Annotated in this window: 19 protein-coding genes; 4 read left to right on the top strand and 15 right to left on the bottom strand. The window is 56.0% G+C overall.

Going from position 1 to position 20873, the window contains the following annotated elements; genetic code table 11:
• Positions 1-35 precede the first annotated feature (35 nt).
• Positions 36-1037 carry an SPFH domain-containing protein gene (locus KR51_RS01280; RefSeq protein WP_022604028.1) on the bottom strand — a complete coding sequence of 334 codons (1002 nt, stop codon included), beginning with the start codon at positions 1035-1037 and terminating at the stop codon, positions 36-38.
• Between the two features lie 123 nt (positions 1038-1160).
• A complete protein-coding gene (locus tag KR51_RS01275; RefSeq protein ID WP_022604027.1) occupies positions 1161-1640 on the bottom strand; it encodes an NfeD family protein in 480 nt (159 codons plus the stop codon).
• Between the two features lie 43 nt (positions 1641-1683).
• On the opposite strand from KR51_RS01275, the gene KR51_RS01270 reads away from it, so the two are divergent.
• From KR51_RS01270 to KR51_RS01260, 3 genes are all read left to right on the top strand, one after another.
• On the top strand, positions 1684-1866 hold the full coding sequence (locus KR51_RS01270) for a hypothetical protein (RefSeq protein ID WP_040654663.1): 183 nt from the start codon (positions 1684-1686) through the stop codon (positions 1864-1866).
• A complete protein-coding gene (locus KR51_RS01265) occupies positions 1863-3404 on the top strand; it encodes a PP2C family protein-serine/threonine phosphatase (RefSeq protein WP_022604026.1) in 1542 nt (513 codons plus the stop codon). The genes KR51_RS01270 and KR51_RS01265 overlap by 4 nt, the downstream gene beginning before the upstream one ends.
• 175 nt (positions 3405-3579) lie before the next feature.
• A complete protein-coding gene (locus KR51_RS01260; protein WP_022604025.1) occupies positions 3580-3813 on the top strand; it encodes a ferredoxin-thioredoxin reductase variable chain in 234 nt (77 codons plus the stop codon).
• Between the two features lie 1066 nt (positions 3814-4879).
• Here KR51_RS01260 and KR51_RS01255 read toward each other — a convergent pair.
• The 8 genes from KR51_RS01255 to KR51_RS01225 all read right to left on the bottom strand — a co-directional run bounded on the left by KR51_RS01255 (position 4880) and on the right by KR51_RS01225 (position 14230).
• The gene (locus tag KR51_RS01255; protein ID WP_022604024.1) at positions 4880-6007 is read right to left on the bottom strand and encodes an ABC transporter ATP-binding protein; all 1128 of its coding nucleotides are present in this window, start codon (positions 6005-6007) and stop codon (positions 4880-4882) included.
• A gap of 196 nt (positions 6008-6203) precedes the next feature.
• Positions 6204-6473: a zinc-binding metallopeptidase family protein gene (locus KR51_RS20450; protein WP_232214492.1), complete on the bottom strand. Its 270-nt coding sequence runs from the start codon at positions 6471-6473 to the stop codon at positions 6204-6206.
• A gap of 7 nt (positions 6474-6480) precedes the next feature.
• Positions 6481-6897, bottom strand: coding sequence for a M28 family peptidase (locus tag KR51_RS20445; RefSeq protein WP_232214491.1), 417 nt, complete (start codon positions 6895-6897; stop codon positions 6481-6483).
• Between the two features lie 124 nt (positions 6898-7021).
• Entirely contained in the window at positions 7022-7750 is a 729-nt protein-coding gene (locus tag KR51_RS17130; RefSeq protein WP_198016648.1) for a DUF3298 and DUF4163 domain-containing protein, read from the bottom strand.
• 365 nt (positions 7751-8115) lie between these two features.
• Entirely contained in the window at positions 8116-9789 is a 1674-nt protein-coding gene (locus KR51_RS01240; RefSeq protein WP_332254456.1) for a bifunctional aminoglycoside phosphotransferase/ATP-binding protein, read from the bottom strand.
• A 3-nt stretch (positions 9790-9792) separates the two neighbouring features.
• Positions 9793-11259 carry a cobyric acid synthase gene (locus KR51_RS01235; protein WP_022604020.1) on the bottom strand — a complete coding sequence of 489 codons (1467 nt, stop codon included), beginning with the start codon at positions 11257-11259 and terminating at the stop codon, positions 9793-9795.
• A gap of 760 nt (positions 11260-12019) precedes the next feature.
• Positions 12020-13033, bottom strand: a complete 1014-nt coding sequence (locus KR51_RS01230) for an MbnP family copper-binding protein (RefSeq protein WP_022604018.1) — start codon at positions 13031-13033, stop codon at positions 12020-12022.
• 540 nt (positions 13034-13573) lie between these two features.
• Positions 13574-14230, bottom strand: a complete 657-nt coding sequence (locus tag KR51_RS01225) for a sugar transferase (RefSeq protein WP_051358018.1) — start codon at positions 14228-14230, stop codon at positions 13574-13576.
• Positions 14231-14658: 428 nt separating this feature from the next.
• Between KR51_RS01225 and KR51_RS01220 the strand changes: the two genes are divergently transcribed.
• The gene (locus tag KR51_RS01220) at positions 14659-16002 is read left to right on the top strand and encodes a CHAT domain-containing protein (RefSeq protein WP_040654660.1); all 1344 of its coding nucleotides are present in this window, start codon (positions 14659-14661) and stop codon (positions 16000-16002) included.
• 57 nt (positions 16003-16059) lie between these two features.
• Here the strand turns inward: KR51_RS01220 and KR51_RS01215 are convergent, their stop codons facing one another.
• The 5 genes from KR51_RS01215 to KR51_RS01195 form a co-directional block, all read right to left on the bottom strand.
• Entirely contained in the window at positions 16060-16344 is a 285-nt protein-coding gene (locus KR51_RS01215) for a hypothetical protein (protein WP_022604014.1), read from the bottom strand.
• Positions 16345-16818: 474 nt separating this feature from the next.
• Entirely contained in the window at positions 16819-17736 is a 918-nt protein-coding gene (locus KR51_RS01210; RefSeq protein WP_022604012.1) for an alpha/beta fold hydrolase, read from the bottom strand.
• 118 nt (positions 17737-17854) lie between these two features.
• Positions 17855-18697: a metal ABC transporter permease gene (locus KR51_RS01205; RefSeq protein ID WP_022604009.1), complete on the bottom strand. Its 843-nt coding sequence runs from the start codon at positions 18695-18697 to the stop codon at positions 17855-17857.
• A 3-nt stretch (positions 18698-18700) separates the two neighbouring features.
• Positions 18701-19501: a metal ABC transporter ATP-binding protein gene (locus tag KR51_RS01200; RefSeq protein WP_022604007.1), complete on the bottom strand. Its 801-nt coding sequence runs from the start codon at positions 19499-19501 to the stop codon at positions 18701-18703.
• 34 nt (positions 19502-19535) lie between these two features.
• Complete coding sequence (locus KR51_RS01195; RefSeq protein WP_022604005.1) at positions 19536-20741, bottom strand: metal ABC transporter solute-binding protein, Zn/Mn family; 1206 nt, start codon at positions 20739-20741, stop codon at positions 19536-19538.
• Positions 20742-20873 lie beyond the last annotated feature (132 nt).

Below are 20873 nucleotides of genomic sequence, written 5' to 3'. Positions count from 1 at the left end.
ATCCAGCTGGACTCGATGGGTATGGGTCGCGCAGATCAGATGCGGCTCCGGAAATCCGGTGGAGCTGGGGGGACGGGCGGGCAACCGAGGTTAGAGGGAGGATTGTCACCGGTCATCTCACGACCGGGGTCGGAGTCGCCGAGGACGGCGCGCACGCCTTCGAGCGTGGAGACGATACCACGGGGATCCATGAACATCACCTTGCTACTATCGCTACTGCCAATTGCGCGGCCCGTTTCTAAATAACTCTGTGCGAGCAGGAATTGCAGGGCTTCGCGGGCGTTGGGGTCGCCACGCAGTTGCTCGGTGACAATTTGGATAGCCTCGGCAGTTGCTTTAGCTGTGAGGATCTGCTCCTCGCGTTCGGCTTCTGCAGCGAGAATAACGGCTTTTTTGCTCGCTTCGGCGTTGAGAACTTCTGATTCGGCCCGTCCCTTAGCCGAGTTGATCGCGGCTTCGCGATCGCCCTCAGAGGTCAGAATAGCCGCACGTTTTTTGCGCTCGGCTGCCATCTGCAACTCCATGGAATCCAACACGGCTTTAGACGGATTGATGTCGCGCAATTCGACACGGGTCACCTTCACGCCCCAGGGGTCGGTGGAAATGTCGAGTTCGCGTAGCAAGATCTCGTTGATTTCCGTGCGCGCGGTAAAGGTTTGGTCGAGTTCGAGTTTGCCGATCTCGGAGCGGATTTGGGTCAGCACCAGGTTTTCAATCGCCCGGTTCAGATCTTCAACGCGGTAGTATGCTTTCTCCATATCGACAATGCGCCAGTAGACGACGGCATCGGCTTCGAGCGAAACATTGTCGCGGGTAACGCAGCGCTGGGGCGGAATATCGATCACGCGCTCGCGCGTGGTTTCGTGATAAGCAATGGTCTCGACCAGCGGTTTGACGAAGCGCAACCCCGGTTTTAGCTTGCGATCGTAGTTGCCCAGAAACTCGACGAGCGCTTCATTTTGCGTGCGGATGATGCGAATACCAGAGAGCGCCGTCCCGCCGGCTAGCAGCGCGAAGAGTATTAGAATCTGTCCCATGGATGACTTTCCTTGCGATGAATGGGGCGCGTTCGTTCGGTTTTCGAGCGAGGTGCGTTGAACATATAACGGTCCGATCGCGCGGCATTATCAACCGAACGCCGGGAGAATGGGCTTGCCGCGTCAGTCCAAAATTTCGGTAGGTAGTACGTACAGAGTATTACCTTCGCGGCGCACGACCAAAACCTGCTGTTGCGATGCCAATGGTATCGCGGCGTCCGCACAGCGCGCGCGCCAAGAACTGCCCTCGTACAACACGCGCCCGTCCTTGCCGGGGGGAATCGCTACGAGGGTTTTGGCTTCAGTTGCTTCGGCGATCGCGCGCGGCCGCCGCGCGGCGGCCATCTGACGCACGCCGGCGACTGCCAAGGTCGAGCAGACCATCCAAAGCATCACCTGTAGCGAGAGTTGCGGGACAACGAGCGCAACCACAGCCACGACCATCGCACTGACCCCCAGCGCGAAGATAACGAAGGCTGTCGGCAATACGAATTCCAACGCGCAGAGGACTGCACCTGCGATCGCCCAAGCCACCGGTGTCGTGACGGCCAGCGTCGATCCCATTAACGCGATTGCAATGCCTGGAACAGTTTGTGTCGTCATCTCGACCGATAGTGGGAAGATTGTAAGTGTTAGGTTTGCTTGAATGCCTGGATTTCAGTTTTCCGGTTGCCAAGAACCCTGGTTCTGGGGACGGCGAGCGACCGCAGATTTGGACCGGATCGTTGCAGATGCGGTAAGGCACCTTATCTTGAATCTTAATTGCCCGCAACTGTTGCAGCCACCGCGCGATCGCGGACATGCTGCCAAAATTGGCTTTCTCAAGTGACCGTTTCCAGTCGCTCTCTCCAATCACCGACGCCGCTGCTCTGGGCAAGTGGCGATCCTGCTGCTAGCATTCCTCCTGGCACGATCGTTGCCAGCCGCTTCCGGGTGGCGCACCAGCGAGTCTGGCACGATCTCCAGCCGGCGCAACTCCCGCTCGCGCCAGTCCCCCTACCCAAGGACCTGCAGTGCTACGCTCGCGCTTACGAACAAAACCTGCATCTCCCCCAAATTTACGATATTTGCCTGCTGGAGACTGGAGATAGGGTAGTGTTGCTCGACAACCCGCCGCTCGACGCGCGGGGAGAGTTGTTGCCGAGCTTGCAAGCAGCCTGGCCTAAGGCGACTGCACTGCGCCAGCTTAATTGGTTGTGGCAGATGTTGGAGTTGTGGCCGTTGTTAGCAGCACTAGGCGTAGCGGATAGCTTGCTTCAGTTCGATAACGTGCGCGTCGCTGACGGCCGGGTGCGCCTGCTAGAACTCCTGCCGGCAACCGGCGCAGCAACGCAAAAACAGCTCGGGATCGTGTGGGCGACGCTGGCACCAAAGGCGCGGCCGGCGATCTCGCCCCAATTAAGCTTCATTGCCGCGCAGCTGCAGAGGAGTCAGGCGGAACGCGACAGCGCGATCGCGTCATTAAATTCGCTGTTGCTAGCTGCGACGGCTCGTCAGCCCCGTACTTGGGAGGTGTCGGTGTTGACCGATACCGGACGTTTCCCGCGGCACAACCAGGATAGCTGCTATCCGCTCGGACACTTCCGATCCGATGCCGCGTCTCCAAACGAACTCCAAGCAACGGATTCGATCTTAGTTTGCGATGGCATCGGCGGACACGACGGGGGCGAGATCGCCAGCCAGCTGGCAGTACAGTCGCTGAAGCTGCAGATCGATAAGCTTTTGGTCGAGACAGCTCGCAATCCGTCCGCACAGATGCCCACCGCGATCGCCCGCCAGATCGCGACCACTGTCCGCGTTACTAATAACTCGATCGTTGCGCGCAACAATGCCCAGAACCGTCATGCGCGCTCGCGTATGGCGACGACGCTTGTGATGGCGGTGCAGGTGAAACAGCACCTCGCTGAAGACGGCAACCCCGCCCACGAGGTTTACCTCGCTCACGTTGGCGACAGTCGTGCTTACTGGCTGACTGCCCGCAGGTGCTGCCAGCTTACTGTCGACGACGATATGGCAACTCAATACATATTGAACTCGCGGTTGCTACCGCGAACAGCCATCCAGCGGGTGCGCTTGCGTGCACTGTCGCAAGCGATTGGGATTGCCGATGCAAGCGGGTTGCGCCCAACGGTCAGGCGGTTAATTGTCGATGAGGACGGTTTATTGTTGTTGTGCTCGGACGGGTTAAGCGATTACCAGTTTCTTGAAGAGTCTTGGCACGAATTCGCACCTGCCGTGCTGCGAGATGAACTGTCGCTGGCATCGGCTACGCGGCTGGCCATGAAGCTGGCCAACGATCGCAATGGTCACGACAACATTACGTTGGCGATCGCCCGTTATCGCCTCGGTCCCCGGCGCCGCATCTGAATCGCGGGCTTCAGCAAGCAGCTTCAATCAAACGTTACTGTCCGCGCTAGGGATGGCGGCACGCGCTGTGCAAGAATGGGAAAACTGTCGTGCGGCGGCACGTAAGGTTTTGGCAACCGTGCAGCTGCAGGCTGTTTGGTATGAGACGACTTGAGATTTTGCGACAGCGAGGGTTATGAACGTCGGCGATCGCGTGCGTGTGGCTGAGTCGGTGATCGTTTATCACCATCCTCAGCACAAGAAACAACCGTTTGATATCAAAGGCTTAGAAGGTGAGGTGCAAGCGATCGTGACCGAATGGCAGGGTCGACCTGTCAGCGCGAATATGCCCGTGCTGGTGAAGTTCGAACCGCGCTTCTCCGTTCACATGCGTGCGGATGAACTAGAAATTTTAAGCCCTGGCGCGTAGCAGAGATTGCTAAAACTGGCGGCGTGCTCTCGCAAGTGGGGACTGTCTTCAACGGTGCAATTCGTTAGCGCCGATAAGTCGAACGAACGGAACGTATAGTGGCTTTTTCGGCAGCTGGCACTTCGAGGAGTCCCTGGTGGCAATGGCTGGTTGGCAGCTCTTTAATGCCCTGTCGTGAGTATTTTGCGGTTGCGGTAAGGTAGCAGACTGTTCGGCATGTCTGACTTGCACAGTCATTCGGCAGCGTGCCGGAAGGATTTTTTAGGGGGGTGACTGCACCAGCGCGTGCGACCGGTCCTTGGATTCCATAAATCTCCGAGTAAGTACCACACCATAGCAACGGATGGGTGTCCAGAAAAATTCCAAAACGGAAGTCCCGATGCAGGGTCGTTTCAGGGTTGAAATGTCCGAACCCACCCCTCAACCGCCTCAAACCATGCGGTCCGGCACCTTCAAACTAATACCAACTCTAGAAAGTGCTGCGACAGTGGCAGATCGGGTTTCTTTAGCCGGTGGATTGTTTGTCTCATGTTCGCCTGCACTGTGCACATTGGTTTCAGGTAACAGCGCGCAATTAACCGGAACGATCGCCGCCGCCCTTGCGTTACCTGCCGATAGGTAGGGCTTGCTGAAAAAGTCCACAAAGTAAATTTAGGGGACAGAGAGCTCATGAAATCAGGCTTTCGCCATCTAGCCCCAGATTTTCGCACCTAGATCTCGGCTCAAGTGCAAGGGTTTTGAGGCTCTAGCAACCATAAACTTGCACTTCTCTGACGCAGAAAACGCTGGAACCTTCTCGCTGAAACAATTCCAGCCTTTTTCAGCAAGCCCTAGGTAGGGCTTGCTGAAAAAGGCTGGAATCCATGCAATGAAAGGATCTCAGCGTTTTCTATTCCAGAAAAGTGCAAGGTTATAGGCACCAGAGCCTCAAAACCCTTGCACTTGGGCCGAGAATCCGAGGCAAAAAGCTGGGGCTAGATGGTAAAAGCCAGATTCCATAAGCTCTCTGCCTCCTAAATTCGTTTTGTGGACTTTTTCAGCAAACCCTAGGTATCTGGCAGTTGGGTTATCTTGCTGGTGCGACAGACCGGCTCCTGCCAATCGGGTCGGCAGCCGGGAAAAGACGAACATCGCGCGCTTCAGCGCTCGCGTGCACGCGAGTACCTGGCGCAAATGCCGTTGTCCCGGACAAGCGCGCGATGATTTCGCTGCCCGAAGCCAGTTGCAGTCGGTAGCAACAATCGTGGCCGAGAAATTGGCGATCGCGAACGGTTGCCGTACCGGCGGGGTCTGGCTGACAGTAAACGTTTTCCGGACGAACCATTAGCTCTGCCCTCTCCGCTCCGTTGAGGTGGCAGCCATTTAGCGCATCGGCAGTAACGATGAAATTACCTAACTCAGTTTCCCAGCTATTGCCGGAGGGTCGGGCGGTGAGGAAATTCGCCTGTGTCACGAACTCGGCGACGAAGCGCGTTGCCGGGCGGTTGTAGATATCTTCTGGAGTGCCGACTTGTTCGAGGCGGCCGGCGCGCATTACGGCAACGAGATCGGCAATTGATAAGGCTTCCTCACGATCGTGCGTTACGAAAATTGCCGATGCGCCCGCTGCTTTGAGAATATCGCGTAATTCCTGCCGCAAGCGCAAGCGCACCTGGGCATCGAGGTTGCTGAGCGGTTCGTCGAGTAAGACCAGAGCCGGACGCGGTGCTAGCGCTCGCGCCACTGCAACTCGCTGCTGCTGGCCGCCTGACAGCTCGTGAGGATAGCGTCCGTCCAACCCGTCCAGTCCGACGAGCGCCAACACTTCTTTGATGCGTTTGCGTGCGACCGCTTTCTCGAGCTGGGACGTACGTTGCAGCCCGAAGGCGACGTTCTGAACCACAGTCAAATGCGGGAACAGGGCGTAATCCTGGAAGACCATGCCGACGTCGCGGCGCTCAGGCGGGACCCAGGTTGGACCAGCTACCGGCCGGCCGCCGATCGAGATCCTTCCGGCTTGCGGCGGCTCGAATCCTGCTACGAGTCGCAATAGCGTTGTTTTGCCGCAACCCGAAGGGCCGAGCAGGCCCAAAATCTCGCCCTGCTGCAGCTCCAGTGAGACGCGATCGACTACCGGCGGACCTTGCTTGGCAAAACGCCAAGTCGTGTTGTCGAGCTGCAAAATCCAAGAAGCTGACGTAGGGGAAACGGACATTGGCAACCGATATTGAGGGACGCAGACGTTACGAAAGATATTAAGTGAGAGGCATTAGCAAGAGCTTAGACTGATGGTACTCGATCGCAGCTGCCCACCCGCTTGGGGAACCCTGACAGCTCGAACGCAGCCGTGCCCTGGTGTGACGTACGCAGCGATCGCACCTCGACCGGCCGCGAATAGGGACGCGATTGCTTTAAAGCTGACTTAACCCTGCAATCAATCCGCTGCAAACGGCGGTTAAAAAGTCTAGGTCGAGGGTGTCGCTTGGACGGTGGTAGTGGAGATTGCGCAGGAAAGACGTATCCGTCACCATGGCTGCTGGATAGCCCGCGTCCCAGAACGGGGCGCGATCGCTGCATCGAGTGTCGGGGACGAGCTCGCCACCAGCCGGCACCATCAGCCACTTGCACGGCAGACCCGTTCGCCGAATGGCACGGCTGAGGGTCGGCAGGGCAGCTAGCATACGCCAATTACCCACAAGGGCTAGGAAATCCCCTCGCGACGGATAGAATTAGCGCAAACTTTGGGTAGCGCTGTGAGCCTGCCGCGCGATCGCAATAGCCGAGCATTTCCAGCGACGACATCAGGCTTAGGGCTGCGCCTTGCTGTTGGAGGGCTGCTGCATAGCTCCGGCTGCCGAGCAAACCGTATTCTTCCATGTCAAAAGCAATACAGCGCACGGGGGATGCTAACGGTTCGGCAGCAACAGCGCGTGCCAATTCCAACAGCACCGCTACGCCCGTTGCATTGTCGTCTGAGCCAGTACAATTGGGGACTGCAACGAAATGCGCGCCGATCGCGATCGGGACGCCCGCTGTGTTTCCGGGCAAGTCGAGCAGCAGATTCACTCGCGTCTGCCCGCGCGCGTCAAACGCATGCTCCCTCACGGTGCCCCAGTGCTGCAGTTCGGACCGTATGTATTAGCGTACGAAAAATGTCCCTGGGGATTGAAGTACGGGTCGCGCTCGCGGGCAACCTGCCGCATGTGAGTCCAAAGGCGATCGCGTCGGGTCATTGCGGCGCGCCGGTTCGATCGGAGACGAGCAGGCCGTCGAGTTCGTCGTAACTGAGCGTCACTTCCGTCGGTCCGAGGGCGTAGGGTGCGATTTCGTAGGGGTTATAACGAACGACCACACCGTCGGTTGCCAGAGCAAAATTCTTGGGTAAAGCAAAGTCGAAGTAGCCGGCATCGGCTAGGTTGCCGTCAGGGGGGATATTGTTGGCGGCTTTAAGCTTGCGTTGAATCAAATCGCCGAAACCCTCGCGGTCGGCAACGACATCGTCCAACTCCACGCGATTGCCAGTCGCGCGATCGAAGTTCAAGAAAATCCGCATCGAGTTGGGGTGGGCCCCACCGGTGTAGGCATATCGATCGAACATGACGGTGACCGTCTCATCCGTTCGGTATTCAAGGCGGGCGTCGATTTCAATTGCCCAGTGCGATGAAGCCGGGACGTCCTCCGGAGTGAACGAGCGAATGTATGCGTCGAACTCGGCAAACAAGTCGTCGATCGCGCTGTCGATGCTATCGCTCGTCCCTTCCTGAAAGAGGAGAAGCGAGTCGAGAACTTGGTCGCGAACGGCTGCATCCACTCGGCCGGCAATTGCAGCCTCCCCATCGCTCGTTTGCGGGTATCGTAAGACTACCTCAAAACAAGGCATGTCTTCTTTTTGACAGTTGCCGACAGAACGCGACACTTCCACGATTTCGAACGCCAACGCAGCAGGTTGTTCGTTCACTTCAGGTTCCACCCCACCCGGGTTCGCTGCAGCACTGTCGGGCGGACTAGATTCAACGTTTGTTTCCCTGGGGGGAGTTGCTGGAGTTTCTGGCACAGATGCAGAATCCAGGCCTGCATTTGAGGTTTTACGTGATGTTGGGTCCGCGTCCGAGCCGCTACAAGCCTCCAGCAACAATAATCCAGCTAATAACAATCCAGTTAACAACAATCCGATTCCGAATGCAGGCCTTGACGGTGTTCGTGAGGAGTTCATTTCAGCTGCGGTGATAGGAATTGTGACCGATCGGGCGTGGTGGCAGACAATGCTGTCGAGAAGTTACCTAGCGACGGAAGTCGATATCGCTCGCCGGGGAGACAGACAGCTTAAGGTACGGTTCGAGTCTGTCCGGGACAAAAGTCCTCCAAATGCGACTGCCATTCGCGTGTTGTATCGACCTCAATTACATACTGACACTCGCTTCCGGCAAAGGGTTCGCTACTTGCCTGCTGGCTTGTTAGCAGCTGTGGAGTCGCGTCAGACACGTCCCCTCGCCGCGATTGCAAGCGATCGCGCAGGACGTTCACCGGCGCCGTGCAGTGCAAGATCTGCAGGGGCAGCCCGCGGGCTGCGGCCGCCGCGATCGCCTCACGACGATGTTCCTGTCGAGCGTACCGAGCGTCGAGGATGACGGGAAACCCGCGCTCGGCGAGTGCAAGCCCTAAATTCAACAAGCGACGATAGGTTCTCTGCGTCACGTGGGGCACATACAGTGCCTCTGTCCCGTGCCGTTCTAGCGGCACGCCGGCAAGGTGTTTGCGCACGGCATCCGAGCGCAGGTGAATAGCATTGATGCGGCGGGCGATCGCGCGAGCTACGGTAGATTTTCCCGAACCGGACAACCCGCAGGTCAAGATCAAGTTACCCGAGCGCGGCTGCGCGTACTGCCAGGCTAGGTGATAGTAACGTCCTGCTGCTGCTGCTGCTTCTCGGCGATCGCTTGCGTCGATTTCCGACTCTTCAAAGACGAACGAATTGACTTTTGCTCGCACGTAAGCCTGGCGGCAAAGATACAACGGCAACACGCGTACGCCGTCCCAATCGCCGGAACGTTCGAGATACGTGTTGAGGAAAACGTTCCCTAGATCGGGGCGATCGCGCCCGTCGAGATCCATGACTGTAAATGCCACATCGTACATCACGTCAACGAAGCGAAAAGACTCGTTGAACTCGATGCGATCGAACAAGTGAATAGCCCCACGCCAGAAGCATATATTTTTAAGGTGTAAGTCTCCATGGCATTCACGAATGCGATGTTGGCTCTGGCGTTCTGCGAACAAGGAGCGCTCACCCAGGAAAGCATCGGTGAACTGTTGGGTCTCCTCAAATTGCTGTTGTGTTTGCAGGCCGCCAACGTATTTCTGGGTGTAGCGATAGTTATCCCCAATGGCTTCACCAATCTTGTCGGCCGACCCGAAGCTGCGAATGTGGTCGTTCGTTGCCGTTCCGGCATGAAAGGCAGCGACGACATGGCCCAAGGTTTCGAGGTGGTCATCAGTTAGTGCGCCGCGTGCGAAGAGGTTGCTCAACAGTGCCGATTGTGGAAACTGGCGCATGCGAACGGCATACTCGACGATCTCCCCATCACTGTCGAGCGCGTAGCGATCTCCCTTGCACGCGATCGCGACGACATTGAGGTAAATGTCGGGTGCAATCTCGCGGTTCATCCGGAGTTCTTCATGACAGAAATGCTTGCGGCGCTCGACTGTTGAAAAATCGAGAAAACCAAAGTCAACCGCTTTCTTGATCTTGTAAGCGATATCGCCGGTCAGAAAAACGTAGGAAATATGCGTTTGTACGAGGCGAATTGGCGGTTTAACCGGATGAGGATAAAACTCCGGTTCGAGCATCTGAGTAACGAGAAGTGGGAGTGTTTGAGCCGACATCAACGCGTCCATTCTCAGGCGATCGCCCTCAATCACTGCCCGAAAGCGAGTGCCACTTCTATTTTGACAATCGGCATCCGCATCAGCGACTTGCAATAACTCAGTTGCAACCAAGCTTTACTTTGCAGCGTGCTTTGGTAGCAGTGGTGTTAGGTCGAGATGGGTGTCGATCGCGTCGGCGATCGCATCAAATGATGCGTCTCGCTGCTGTCGGTAATGGGGTACCTCGAGCGATAATGGTGCCAAGTTTCGACGCAATCGCAACTGATTTAGCCACGCCCGTCGCCACGCACCGTTCTCAAAGACGCCGTGTAAATAACAGCCCCAATGCGATCGCCCCGCATGCACAAACCCGAGGTCGCAATCGGCAAACATCTGCATGCATTCGGGAGCGATCGCTGCCGTTCTGCCTTGGTGGATCTCGTAGCCTTCAACCGGCAGCTCGCCCAGCGGCCAGCGCGATCGCGTCGTGCGTTGCTGCGTGAGTTTCTCGGCAGCGATCGCGGTTTCCAGTGGCAACAATCCCAATCCCTCTGAGGTGCCGGCGTCGCCTTCAAAACCGTGCGGATCGGCAATCGTGCGACCGAGCATTTGCAAGCCGCCGCAAATGCCAACGACCGTTCCGCCAGCAGTGGCGTAGGACTGGAGTGCTGCGAGCGTGCCGCGTTCTCGCAGGGTTTCCAAATCGGATCGCGTAGCTTTCGAGCCGGGAATCACGACAGCATCTGGTTGCCCGATCGCCTCGCCCGGCATTACGTAGCGCAGCGAGACACTCGGTTCTGCCACGAGCGGATCGAAATCCGTGAAGTTAGCAATGCGCGGCAGTCGCACGACGGCAATCTCGAGGTCGGCATCGCGCCTGCGTCCCCGTCGCTCGAATAAATCCAGAGAATCTTCGGCCGGAAAGGGGCGATCGAGCCAAGGAATTACGCCGACAACTGGAACTCCCGTGTAGTTCTCTAGCCACTGGATGCCCGATTCGAGCAACGATCGCTGTCCGCGGAATTTATTGATGACGACGCCCTTAATCAATGCGCGTTCGTCAGAATCGAGCAATGCCAAAGTCCCGACTACGTGGGCGAACGCCCCACCACGATCGATATCGACCACGAGCAACGTCGGCGCATTCAGGTATCTGGCAACGCGCATGTTCGTCAAGTCGCGATGCTTGAGGTTGATTTCTGCCGGACTACCCGCGCCTTCGCAAACGACGAACTCGTAATGACGAGCGAGCTGTTGCAGCGATCGCTGAATGGCTTGCCAACCCCGCTCGAAATAGTCGCGATAGTAGTCCGCCGCGCGCGTGCGCCCGACAGCTTTGCCCTCCAGAATCACTTGCGAGGTCATGTCGCCTTGGGGCTTGAGCAGGATCGGATTCATCGCGATCGCCGGTTCGAGTCCTGCAGCCCACGCCTGCACCGCTTGGGCGTAGCCGATCTCGCCGCCATCGGCGATCGCATAAGCATTGAGCGCCATATTCTGACCCTTGAACGGCGTCACGCGATAGCCTTGCCGCTTGAGAATCCGGCAAATTGCTGCTGTCAACAGCGACTTGCCCGCGTGAGAGGTCGTCCCCACGACCATCAGAGCTGAAACCGGTTCTGGGATACGCTCGGAGTTGTTCACGAAACATTACTTGTATAGAAACTAGTGCTCTGCCAAGTCCAAGATTTAGAGTTGGCTATCTTTGGGGACTCTCCTTTTAACAAGAGTATGAGAGGATGAGAAACCAAAAAAATTTCTTGACGCTGCACTATCGAGGTGATGCGTCGCAACAAACCTGGGCGAGAAACTCACAATTGAGCCTATGCCATGGAGTTCGACGGTATCCATGGCAGTCCCATCGAGCGAACTTGCAGGCTGCGGCGAACACATTCAGTCTGGTTGAGCAGATAAACGACGCAGAACGCGATCCAAGGTAACAGCAACATCCAGGGTGGCTGAATTACGGAGCCGCTTCCCCATACTTTTTCGGCGAGCAGCAACTAAATCCTAAGAAGAAACTGCCCGATGCACCGGGCAAGATGTCCTGGAGTTCTGCTTCCCATAAACCTCGCAGGTGCTGAGTTGCCATGGCAATCGCCACCGCACAATCTGATTGTCTAGACTTCTTGATTTTTCCGACGTCTGCGATCGCCTCTTGTTTCAACCCGCGCTGTCCTTATCGGACAGAATAATTTGTCTTGCTGGGAATAAACCAATCCCACGCATCTGGTTGGGGAGGATGGCCTGCAGGGTTGCTTGCAAGTGGATGAAGAAGCTAAGCGGTTCGAACGCGCCCTTGTCTTGAGGTCCACCATCAAGTAATTCGGTTGCGGGCCAAAAGCGGTATTCGAGAGACCTGCTATTCGAGCCGGAAGAAGTGCTGCACCTCGTCGTCTCCTGCGTTTGCAGCCGCAAAGGGCAGCCCGAGTTGGTTGAATACTGGCTGGCAATCAGCATCGTCGGGGCCGGACATGCAACCGAGCGGCGTGTCGGGTGCATTGCTACTGAGGTCGCTGTTGGCAACCAGCGCGCCGAGGTCTGCCACCACGACACTTCGTCCGGGCTCGTAACCCTCAAGCGTCACTTCAACGACATTGGGATAGCGGCAGTGGGTGGGCTGGCGCGCGCCAACTGGTACTTCGCAGCCACTACTGCCCAGGTGCAGCGAATAACCGCTGCTGTGGCTGACATGATTGTCACCGTGGTGTCCGTGACTGCTACCGTGTTGTTTGCTTTCGCGACCGTCATGACCGCCATGACCGCCATGATTGCTAACATCGGACATATTTGGCATATCCGGCATCGTGCCATCCACCGCCGCCGCCATCGGCGCGCTTAAGTCGAGGCGTAGGAATTTGTATCCGCCCTGCCAGTTCCACCACATCGAGGTTAGGTTGAGCGGCGACGGTGCCGTGACAGCATCGGCATGGTTGAGGTCGAAAGGTACGCCCAAAAGGAAGCGCACCCCGCGATAGTCCCCTGCAGGCACAGTCCCGACCACGCGATCGCGGGTCTCGACGGTCCCGTTGTCGCACGCGCCGGTCCGGTCCTCAAAATCCAGCAGCGTTAAGTCTTTGTGCTGCCACTTCCCATCTTGTTCCAGCACGACCGGAACGGCACGACCGTTTGTGTCGATCAGTGCCACCTTCGAGACGTAAAAGCGAAAATCTGCTGGCTGCAGCAGCATCGCCGTCCGTCCGAGATCGTAGGTTTCACCACAAGCAAATACGCGATCGCCCACCCGCGCGGCAAACACAACCTGCACCGGTTGCCGTTCTGCTTCCTGTGCCTGCGTCGCTGTAACTCCTGCTAGTACCGACGCGATCGCCGCTCCGACAAACGCCCGCACTGTCCGTCGATCGAGCCATCCCATAACCAGCCGTTCTCCTTGAAATATCGTGCTCTGCCCCTGCAGCAGTTACTTAAGGTACCGCGCCCCGATCTCGCCGTCCAAAGACGAGTTGTCAAACCGTGCTGCCCGACCGCATCGGTATCGACTTGAAGCCAAGGGCGCGTTTACCAACCCCAGCAACGATATCGAAAGTCGGGCGCGACTCTACTTACGTGCACGCCAAATGTTTCTAGTTCTAGACTTAGAGACGAGTGCGTTGTATTCGTGCGAGAGTTTCTCCGACGGGCTAGGTTTTCATGGTTTCAAGAATCTTAGTTCCGGATCCTGAGGCGGAACCTCGGAATCCCCTGATTCATGGAAATCTATGCACAGGCGAACTTTGAGGCATCATTATTGCCCACACCAAATTATTCCCCAGCCAGGTCGCGATCGTCCCGTCCAAACGCACTGAATATCAATGTGAATGCGCATCAATGCAAAAGCAGCAACATCAGCAAGATTGCTGCCATCCTATGGAGCGATCTCCTCTGATGCGAAAGCTAAACAGAACCCTTACTGTGCCTAAACGGCTCCTGTACGGCGCAGGACGACCAGTACCGTTTGGGCAATAATTTGTAGGTCGTAGGCGATTGACCAGCGATGCAGATAGTACAAGTCCATGCGGACAACCTCTTCGAAGTCCTTGACATCACTGCGGCCGTTTACCTGCCACTCGCCGGTTAAGCCGGGTTTGATATCTAACCGCTGCCAGTGATGTGGCTCGTACTGCTTGACTTCACAAACCGTGGGCGGACGCGTACCGACCAAGCTCATCTCGCCGCGCAGGACGTTCCAGAACTGAGGAAATTCGTCCAGACTTGACTGCCGCAAGAACTGCCCGACTCGCGTAACCCGCGGGTCGCGTTCGTTTTTGAAGATATAACCGTTGGCCTGGTTCTCGACCAGATGCTGCATTTCCTCGGCGTCGCGCACCATGGAGCGGAACTTCCAAATTAGGAAACATTTGCCCTTCAGTCCAACCCGCTGCTGGCGGTAGAAAATCGGACCCGGATCGTCTAAGTAAATTGCGATCCCCACCAAAGGCAGCAGCAACGCTGTCAATATCAACCCGACAAGAGCCCCCAATATGTCGAGCATCCGCTTGATCGAACTCGTCACAGCCGGATGGCTGGTTGAAGTAGCCAACCCCGTGGGGCGGGGCGAGCGCGTCGCTCTTATTGCTCCCTTGTATTCCTTGCGAGGTAGAGGCCCTTCTGCATCAGCCAGACGGAATCCCACAGCCATTATTTCGAGCTCCCCCGAGACTCCCGCACGCAAGTAGGAAGGGAAATCTACGCATTACGTCCTTATACTACCCACGTCCGAACACGATTCTTATACCACACTGAAAAGGCGATCGCCATCTTGTTAAACCGATTAAAAAAGTTATATCGAGCCTTCCCGTTGACAGTAACGATTTTTATTAGTCTCATTGAATCGATCGCCGCTATGGTTGGTGCGAAGTCAGTTCGCCGATCCCCAAATCCCCCGATGCAAGGTAGCGTGCTCGGGATCGGAACCCGCTGGTGTGCTGGGCAACGGACGACTGCAATGGAAATCGAGTATCGTTGAAGCAACTGCAGGTCGCAACTACTCGGACTTGAATAATGCCTGCGAAGCTGCGTATCTGGTCGCCGTTCTGCGTCGGTTTCCTATGCTTGCTGCAGAGCGCTCCAGTAGTAATCGCCCAGGAAGCTATCCCTCAGGATTCCGAGCAAGTCTATGTGGACCCCATAATAGAGCTGCTCGACAGCGGAGATGTATCTCAAGCCGTAACGGCTGTAGAGCGCTCTTGGGAAGGGCAGTATGAGGATTATTTTGCTGCCGACCTAGCAGATGTCACCCTTGCGGCAGACGAAATTGCGGCCACTTTAGCTCGCCTGTCAGCCCAAACCAGTCAGCCGACAGCGCCGATCTATGCCATCCCCAAACCACAACAACTGGAATTGATTCTCCTGCTGCCGGGCGGAACGCCCAAGCGGTTTACCGTTGACGTCGCGGCCGAGCAACTCCGTGGGGCAGCCCGCAACCTCGGACGATCGACACAATATCCGAGCAACGATGATTACTTAGAACCAGCCCAGCAGCTGTATGACTGGTTGGTAAGACCGCTGGCAGACGAGCTTGTAACAGCCGAGATCGACACGCTGATGTTCTGCCTAGGTGGGGGATTGCGATCGCTGCCGCTGGGCGTCCTGCACGACGGCAACCGGTTTCTGGTAGAGCGCTTCAGTCACGCGCGTATTCCTGGCTTCAATCTGATGCAAACTAGCTACACGCCGCTCCAAAAGGCGCTTGTGCTGGCAATGGGCGCTTCGCAGTTTGCAACGGAAGTCCCTCTGCCAGCAGTACCTGTGGAAATCGAGGCGGTCGCAAGCACCCGGCTCGATCGCACCTTCCTCAACAGCGGTTTCACGATCCGGACATTGCAGCAGGAATTGGGCTTTATTCCCTATCGCATCGTGCATCTAGCAACCCACGCGCGGTTCGAGTCCGGCACCGCCAGTGAGTCGTACGTGCAGTTTTGGAACGAGCGGCTGACGCTCGATCGCCTGCGAGAGATTCCCTGGGGAGATGCGTCTGTGGAGCTGTTGGTCCTCAGCGCTTGCCAAACGGCGATCGGCGATCGCGACGCCGAACTGGGCATTGCGAGGTTGGCGCTGCAAGCAGGAGTGAATACGGCGATCGCCAGCCTTTGGAGCGTAAGCGATACGGGTACCCTAGCCCTGATGAGCGAGTTCTACGCGCAGTTACAGCAAGCTCCAACAAAGTCCGAAGCGCTGCGCCGGGCGCAGTTAGCCTTGTTGCAAGGGCAGGTGCGGGTGGAGCGTGGTGAGTTGCGTGGCTCGACATGCGGCTTGGAACTTCCGCCCGAACTTGCCGAGTTAGGTGGTGAGTTCTCCCATCCGTTTTATTGGGCGGCCTTCACGGCAATTGGCAGTCCTTGGTAAAGCGATCGTGTAGTGAGCCCTTTCAGCACAAGGATTGCTGTATGGAGCAGTCGCGTGTCAATGGGGTGCTGGACGGCCGTGCCTGTGGTCTTTTGGGGCGACCTTGGTGCGATCGTTCTGAACCCAACTGAGAATGGTAAGTACTTTTTTTGTTTGCAGGGCAAAAAAATGTACACGACAAATGTTTTCGAGTAAGGCAATAATATTGTTGCGAATAACTGATTCGTCGATCGTCGACCGCGCGAATTCTATTGTTTTTCGATCCTTGCCTTCCGCTCCCGCACCTCCAACCATTCCGCTAATTTCAACCTCGATGCCGCCGATGGCACCGAGGTCGCCCATGCATCCCATTCTCATGAATGCTTGAGGGATGCAGGTCGCTATTGGCAACAAGGTAATGAAAATAGGCAGTAATTATGCTGAAATGATGCGGGAAATCATCCTTCGCCCGCTACTGGGACATGACGCTTCTGGTGCCACTGCGTGATGCTTACACCTCGAGATTGCTGTTGCTCGTGTGCGGCCATCAGTTGAACTCTTTACTAATCGCTAGGGAAGCAAAATACGCACTGGTGTAGAGGCTGAAAGTCATACGCTGTCGATCTTTGACTCGGTCATTTCACCGCAGGAGCGTCAACCACCATCCAGCCGTCAAACAAGACAAGGACTTTGCTAGTCTCAGAGGCGATGTCGGTTGCAGTTAATGCCACCATGTCGACATGACGGACAGAGCTGTCAACAAAGCCAAAGACTATCGGCAAAGATGCAAGTCAGCCCCGGGCAACACGTCCAATAGAGACTGTGCCGACAGAGACCTCACGAAGAGTGTTGCAGAAACTTCAGGACGGTTGCTCCCACGTCCGTCGCCAGCTCTTCGTGCAATCCCAGAGAGCCCGGAAGGTTTTGATGTTGAATCTGAGGCAGTGCGGTCAAAGCATCCATCTCGGCTTTGGACTGGGGTGGAGAGTGTTCGGCGAAAATTGCCAGCACAGGCAATTCAAGCGATCGCGCCACCGATAGCCATTCCTCGCGATCGCGCATCGGATCCAGAGCTCCGGTCACAAATGCGGCAGGAGCAAACCGCGCTCCCGATTGTTGGGTGATGCGGTGCTTATGCTTGATAAAGTCCGAGGTAAGGAGAGAGCAATCGACATAAACGTGACGGCGATACATGAACTCAAGAAATGCTGGAGCCGTATTGAGTGCGTACAGTGCCTGTCCGAGGAGCGGCGATCGTACTAAGGTCCTGACACCACCTGCTACCAGCTTCGGCATGCCCATTGCCCGAAAAGGTCCTTTCCAGGTGGGCGCGATGAGGACGAGCTTCGCGCATGCGTTGGGTAGGGTGTGGGCGCAGTGTAGGGCATACCCCGATGCGTGTCCGGCAGCAACGATCGCTACGGGTTTGTCAAAACAATCGCGAACAAAGTGCTGTATCAACTGTTGGTAAAGCGCCCGCGTGTATTCGATTTCCGGACGCTCCGAGTCTCCGAATCCCAGCCAATCTAAAGCAACAACTTGAAAATAGGGAGATAGCGATCGCGCAATTCCAACCATTTCCTCGCGCGAGGACACGGTACTAAATGCGGGTAACAGCAAAACCGGCGTGCCCGTCCCCAGAGTTTCGTAACAGATAGTGACTTCTCGTTTCTCGAACGTCCAGTGGTATTTCCGAATGGTGCCACCAATACCACGATCGGACAGCACAGTTTCGGTTTCGGAAGTCATTGCCATGGATTGACCAAATGTCGCTTCATCCGTATGCTAGCGCGGCGTTTTGGAGAAAGCAAAGCTGGTTAAAACTAGTAAAACGGATGGTTGAATAACGGACGAACTTTAGGGGCTACCTCAGTTATTGAGCGAGAAGTTTGCTTTTGCTAGGAGCAACTATTGCTGCCAGGAAGATTGTCAGTTGAGTAACGACTATGCTCGGTCCAGAAGGTAGGTCGAAGAACGCAGAAAGTACGATGCCGCCGATCGCGCTCAGCGCTCCCAAACCGGCAGAGATCAACGTATAAGTTGCAAAGTTACGACCCAGCAGCCGAGCAGCACAGGCTGGAATGACGATGAAAGCACTGACCAATAATACGCCGATCGCCTTAATCGAGACACCGACAACCAAGGCTAGTAAAACGACAAACACTCTGCGGTGGGCTGAGATCGCAACGCCGCGCGCGATCGCCATCGGCTCGTGCAGCGTCAGCAAGATCTGAGTTTGCATTGTTAGACCAACGAAGGCAATGCAGCCAACAAGTAAGATGAAGCCGAGCACTATGTCTAGGTTTTGTATTGCTAAAATATCGCCAAATAAAAGGCTCTCGATTCCTCCTTGGTAGCGGTCGGTGAAGCTAAGGACGACGATCGCGATCGCTAGCGACGAGGAGTAAACGATATTTAGCAAAGCATCCGTCCACAACTGCGTTCGTTCCAAGAGATAGACGACCGCCAGCGCGAATACAACTGCGAACGGGAGTAAAACTGCCGAGGAGTCGAGACCGAAGAGCAAACTCAAGCTGAGTCCCAACAGCGCTGAGTGACCTAACGTATCGCTGAAGAAAGAGAGTTGCCGTAAGATAGTGAAACTTCCCAACAACCCTCCCATCAGCCCGGTCAAAACACCGCCAATCAGTGCCCGCTGCATGAATGGAAATTGAAAGAGTTCGACGACGCGAGTCAGTTCGGTCTCAATCATCATGACTTACTCGTCTCGACAGGAGTGTCGGTAGCGGACGAAGCCCGAACCGTATAGAGCAGCCAGATTGGACTCAGAGAGCGCGGACTCCGGACTGCCCTGGCAACGAATGGTTTGGTTGATGCAAATGACGCGATCGCAAGTCCGCTGCACCATATCGAGGTCGTGCGAAACTTGTAGAATTGCCCAGCCAAACTCTCGTTTGAGTTGGTCCAGCATTTGATAGAATTCCCATTCAGCACGAGCATCTAACCCAGCGGGAGCTTCATCTAAAATCAATAGCTTCCGAGGACGAACCAAGCAATAGGCGAGTAAGACTCGCTTCGTTTCTCCTCCTGAGAGACTGCCAATAAACTGATGGCGGAGGTGCCAAGCATCGACTCGAGCAAGTGCGTCCCGAATGGCATTACGACGAGCCCCGCGCCCCGCCCAAGGAAATCGAACGCCCAAACGATCCCAACCCAACCCAACCAAGTCCTTAACAGTGATGGGTAAGCGGCGATCGAACAGAAAGTGTTGCGGCAGGTAAGCAATTTGCTGGCGGATTGGGGCCGGCAACTTACCCGTAGAGCTTAGAGGTTGACCCAGTATAAACACCTCTCCAGACTGGTGGGGTAAAACTCCCAACAGTGCCTGAATTAAGGTACTTTTACCCGCACCATTCGGGCCGACTAAGGCAGTATCGCTACCTGCCGCTAGTACGAACGATACATCTCGCACTGCTGCCCGCTTGCCGCGGTAGACGGTTAGCCCTCGTGCTGCTAGGACCACGCTCGTTGCGATGTCCTCCGCAATACCCCCTCTCACACCGGCGTCTCCTAAGAATACTAATTCAGATGATCTAGGATGCTAATTCAAATGGTCGCAGCAACCCGGCTACAGCATAAGGCTTTTTCAAGAACCACTGCGATTGCACCGATCCGCCAAATGCCTCCTCTAGGTTGTCCGCATTCTGGCGCATGATGATGAAGTAATACTCCGGCTCGGTGGCGTCAGGACCGCCCGTTTCCACGGGGTCGAAAACACTGATCTTGACATCCAAGTCTTTAGCCAACGACGCGAATACGTCGTTACCAGCTTGCGGCTCGGCTAGCAGTGCCTGGATATTCTCAGCTTTAGTTCGCTCGATGAGTTGTCGTACGTCCTCAGGAGACGGGCTTGCTGCTGGAAAATCGACTAGAAACTCGGCGCTGAGATCGTAGCTTTCGGCAAAGTAGAAGGCAAAGTCGTGGAAGGTGATGAAGGTTTGACCGGCATAGGGTGCAAGTTGCGCGGAGATTTCCGCATCCAAAGCTTGCAGTTGTTCTATGTAGGCGGCTGCATTCGAGACGAATTCCGCTTCCCCATCCGGATCGACGGCAATTAAGCCGTCCCGAATATTCTCTACTTGCTCGATCGCCCGCTTCGGATCGAGCCAAATGTGCGGGTCAAATTCACCGTGGTGGTGGTGCCCCTCTTCAACGTGCTCTTGTTGTTTGCCTTCAGGACTTGCGTCATGCTCGTCATGCCCGTGCTCGTCATGCCCGTGCTCGTCATGCTCGTGCTCGTCATGCCCGTGCTCTTCGTGTTTGTCATGTCCGTGCTCGTCGTGTTCGTCAGCACTTGCCAGCGCGGACACGCCTTCACTGGTATCGATAACGACTAAGGCCTCATTACCCGCATTGTCAATCGGGTCTTCCAAGAAGAACTCGATCTCCAAACCATTCTTGACCAACACGTCAGCCTTAGCGATCGCCTGCACGTCCGTAGGCTTTGCCTGATAATCATGAGGACCGATATTGGCAGGCAGCAATTGCACGACCTCAGCGCGATCGCCGACCACGGCTTTAGTAAACTGCGTAACTGGCAGAAACGTCGTCACCACCTGCAGGGTATCCATCTCGGCTTTCGTCGCGCTCTCAGCCTCAGATGCTGCGGCGTCACTAGCAGTAGGTTCATCACTCACCGTTGGCGAAGAACCACAACTTCCCAATCCAAAGGCAAGCACCGATACGGCTGCAATAGAAAACCGACGCAGGTGATGGTTGGCAAATCCGAGTTCGAACACGTGCTAGTCTCCTTTGGACGATCGCGCTGGCAAACCCGCCTTTCGCATGCTGCTAGAGGTTGATAGCAAAACCCCTGGGCGCACGGCGAGTGAGAATGGTTCTCATTGTCAATGTAGAATTGTACCGCACAC

Origin of the sequence: Rubidibacter lacunae KORDI 51-2, assembly GCF_000473895.1 — a bacterium.
GTDB lineage: Bacteria > Cyanobacteriota > Cyanobacteriia > Cyanobacteriales > Rubidibacteraceae > Rubidibacter > Rubidibacter lacunae.
This window is presented reverse-complemented; position numbering and strand designations above follow the sequence as displayed.

Coding starts and splice junctions, on each gene's coding strand:
- KR51_RS01210 (WP_022604012.1), bottom strand. CDS start 17,736: ATGGCAATGACTTCCGAAACCGAAACTGTGCTGTCCGATCGTGGTATT.
- KR51_RS01220 (WP_040654660.1), top strand. CDS start 14,659: ATGCCTGCGAAGCTGCGTATCTGGTCGCCGTTCTGCGTCGGTTTCCTA.
- KR51_RS01275 (WP_022604027.1), bottom strand. CDS start 1,640: ATGACGACACAAACTGTTCCAGGCATTGCAATCGCGTTAATGGGATCG.
- KR51_RS20450 (WP_232214492.1), bottom strand. CDS start 6,473: ATGCTAGCTGCCCTGCCGACCCTCAGCCGTGCCATTCGGCGAACGGGT.
- KR51_RS01255 (WP_022604024.1), bottom strand. CDS start 6,007: ATGTCCGTTTCCCCTACGTCAGCTTCTTGGATTTTGCAGCTCGACAAC.
- KR51_RS01235 (WP_022604020.1), bottom strand. CDS start 11,259: ATGGTCGTGGGGACGACCTCTCACGCGGGCAAGTCGCTGTTGACAGCA.
- KR51_RS01280 (WP_022604028.1), bottom strand. CDS start 1,037: ATGGGACAGATTCTAATACTCTTCGCGCTGCTAGCCGGCGGGACGGCG.
- KR51_RS01230 (WP_022604018.1), bottom strand. CDS start 13,033: ATGGGATGGCTCGATCGACGGACAGTGCGGGCGTTTGTCGGAGCGGCG.
- KR51_RS01260 (WP_022604025.1), top strand. CDS start 3,580: ATGAACGTCGGCGATCGCGTGCGTGTGGCTGAGTCGGTGATCGTTTAT.
- KR51_RS01270 (WP_040654663.1), top strand. CDS start 1,684: ATGCCTGGATTTCAGTTTTCCGGTTGCCAAGAACCCTGGTTCTGGGGA.
- KR51_RS01205 (WP_022604009.1), bottom strand. CDS start 18,697: ATGATGATTGAGACCGAACTGACTCGCGTCGTCGAACTCTTTCAATTT.
- KR51_RS01215 (WP_022604014.1), bottom strand. CDS start 16,344: ATGGGCGACCTCGGTGCCATCGGCGGCATCGAGGTTGAAATTAGCGGA.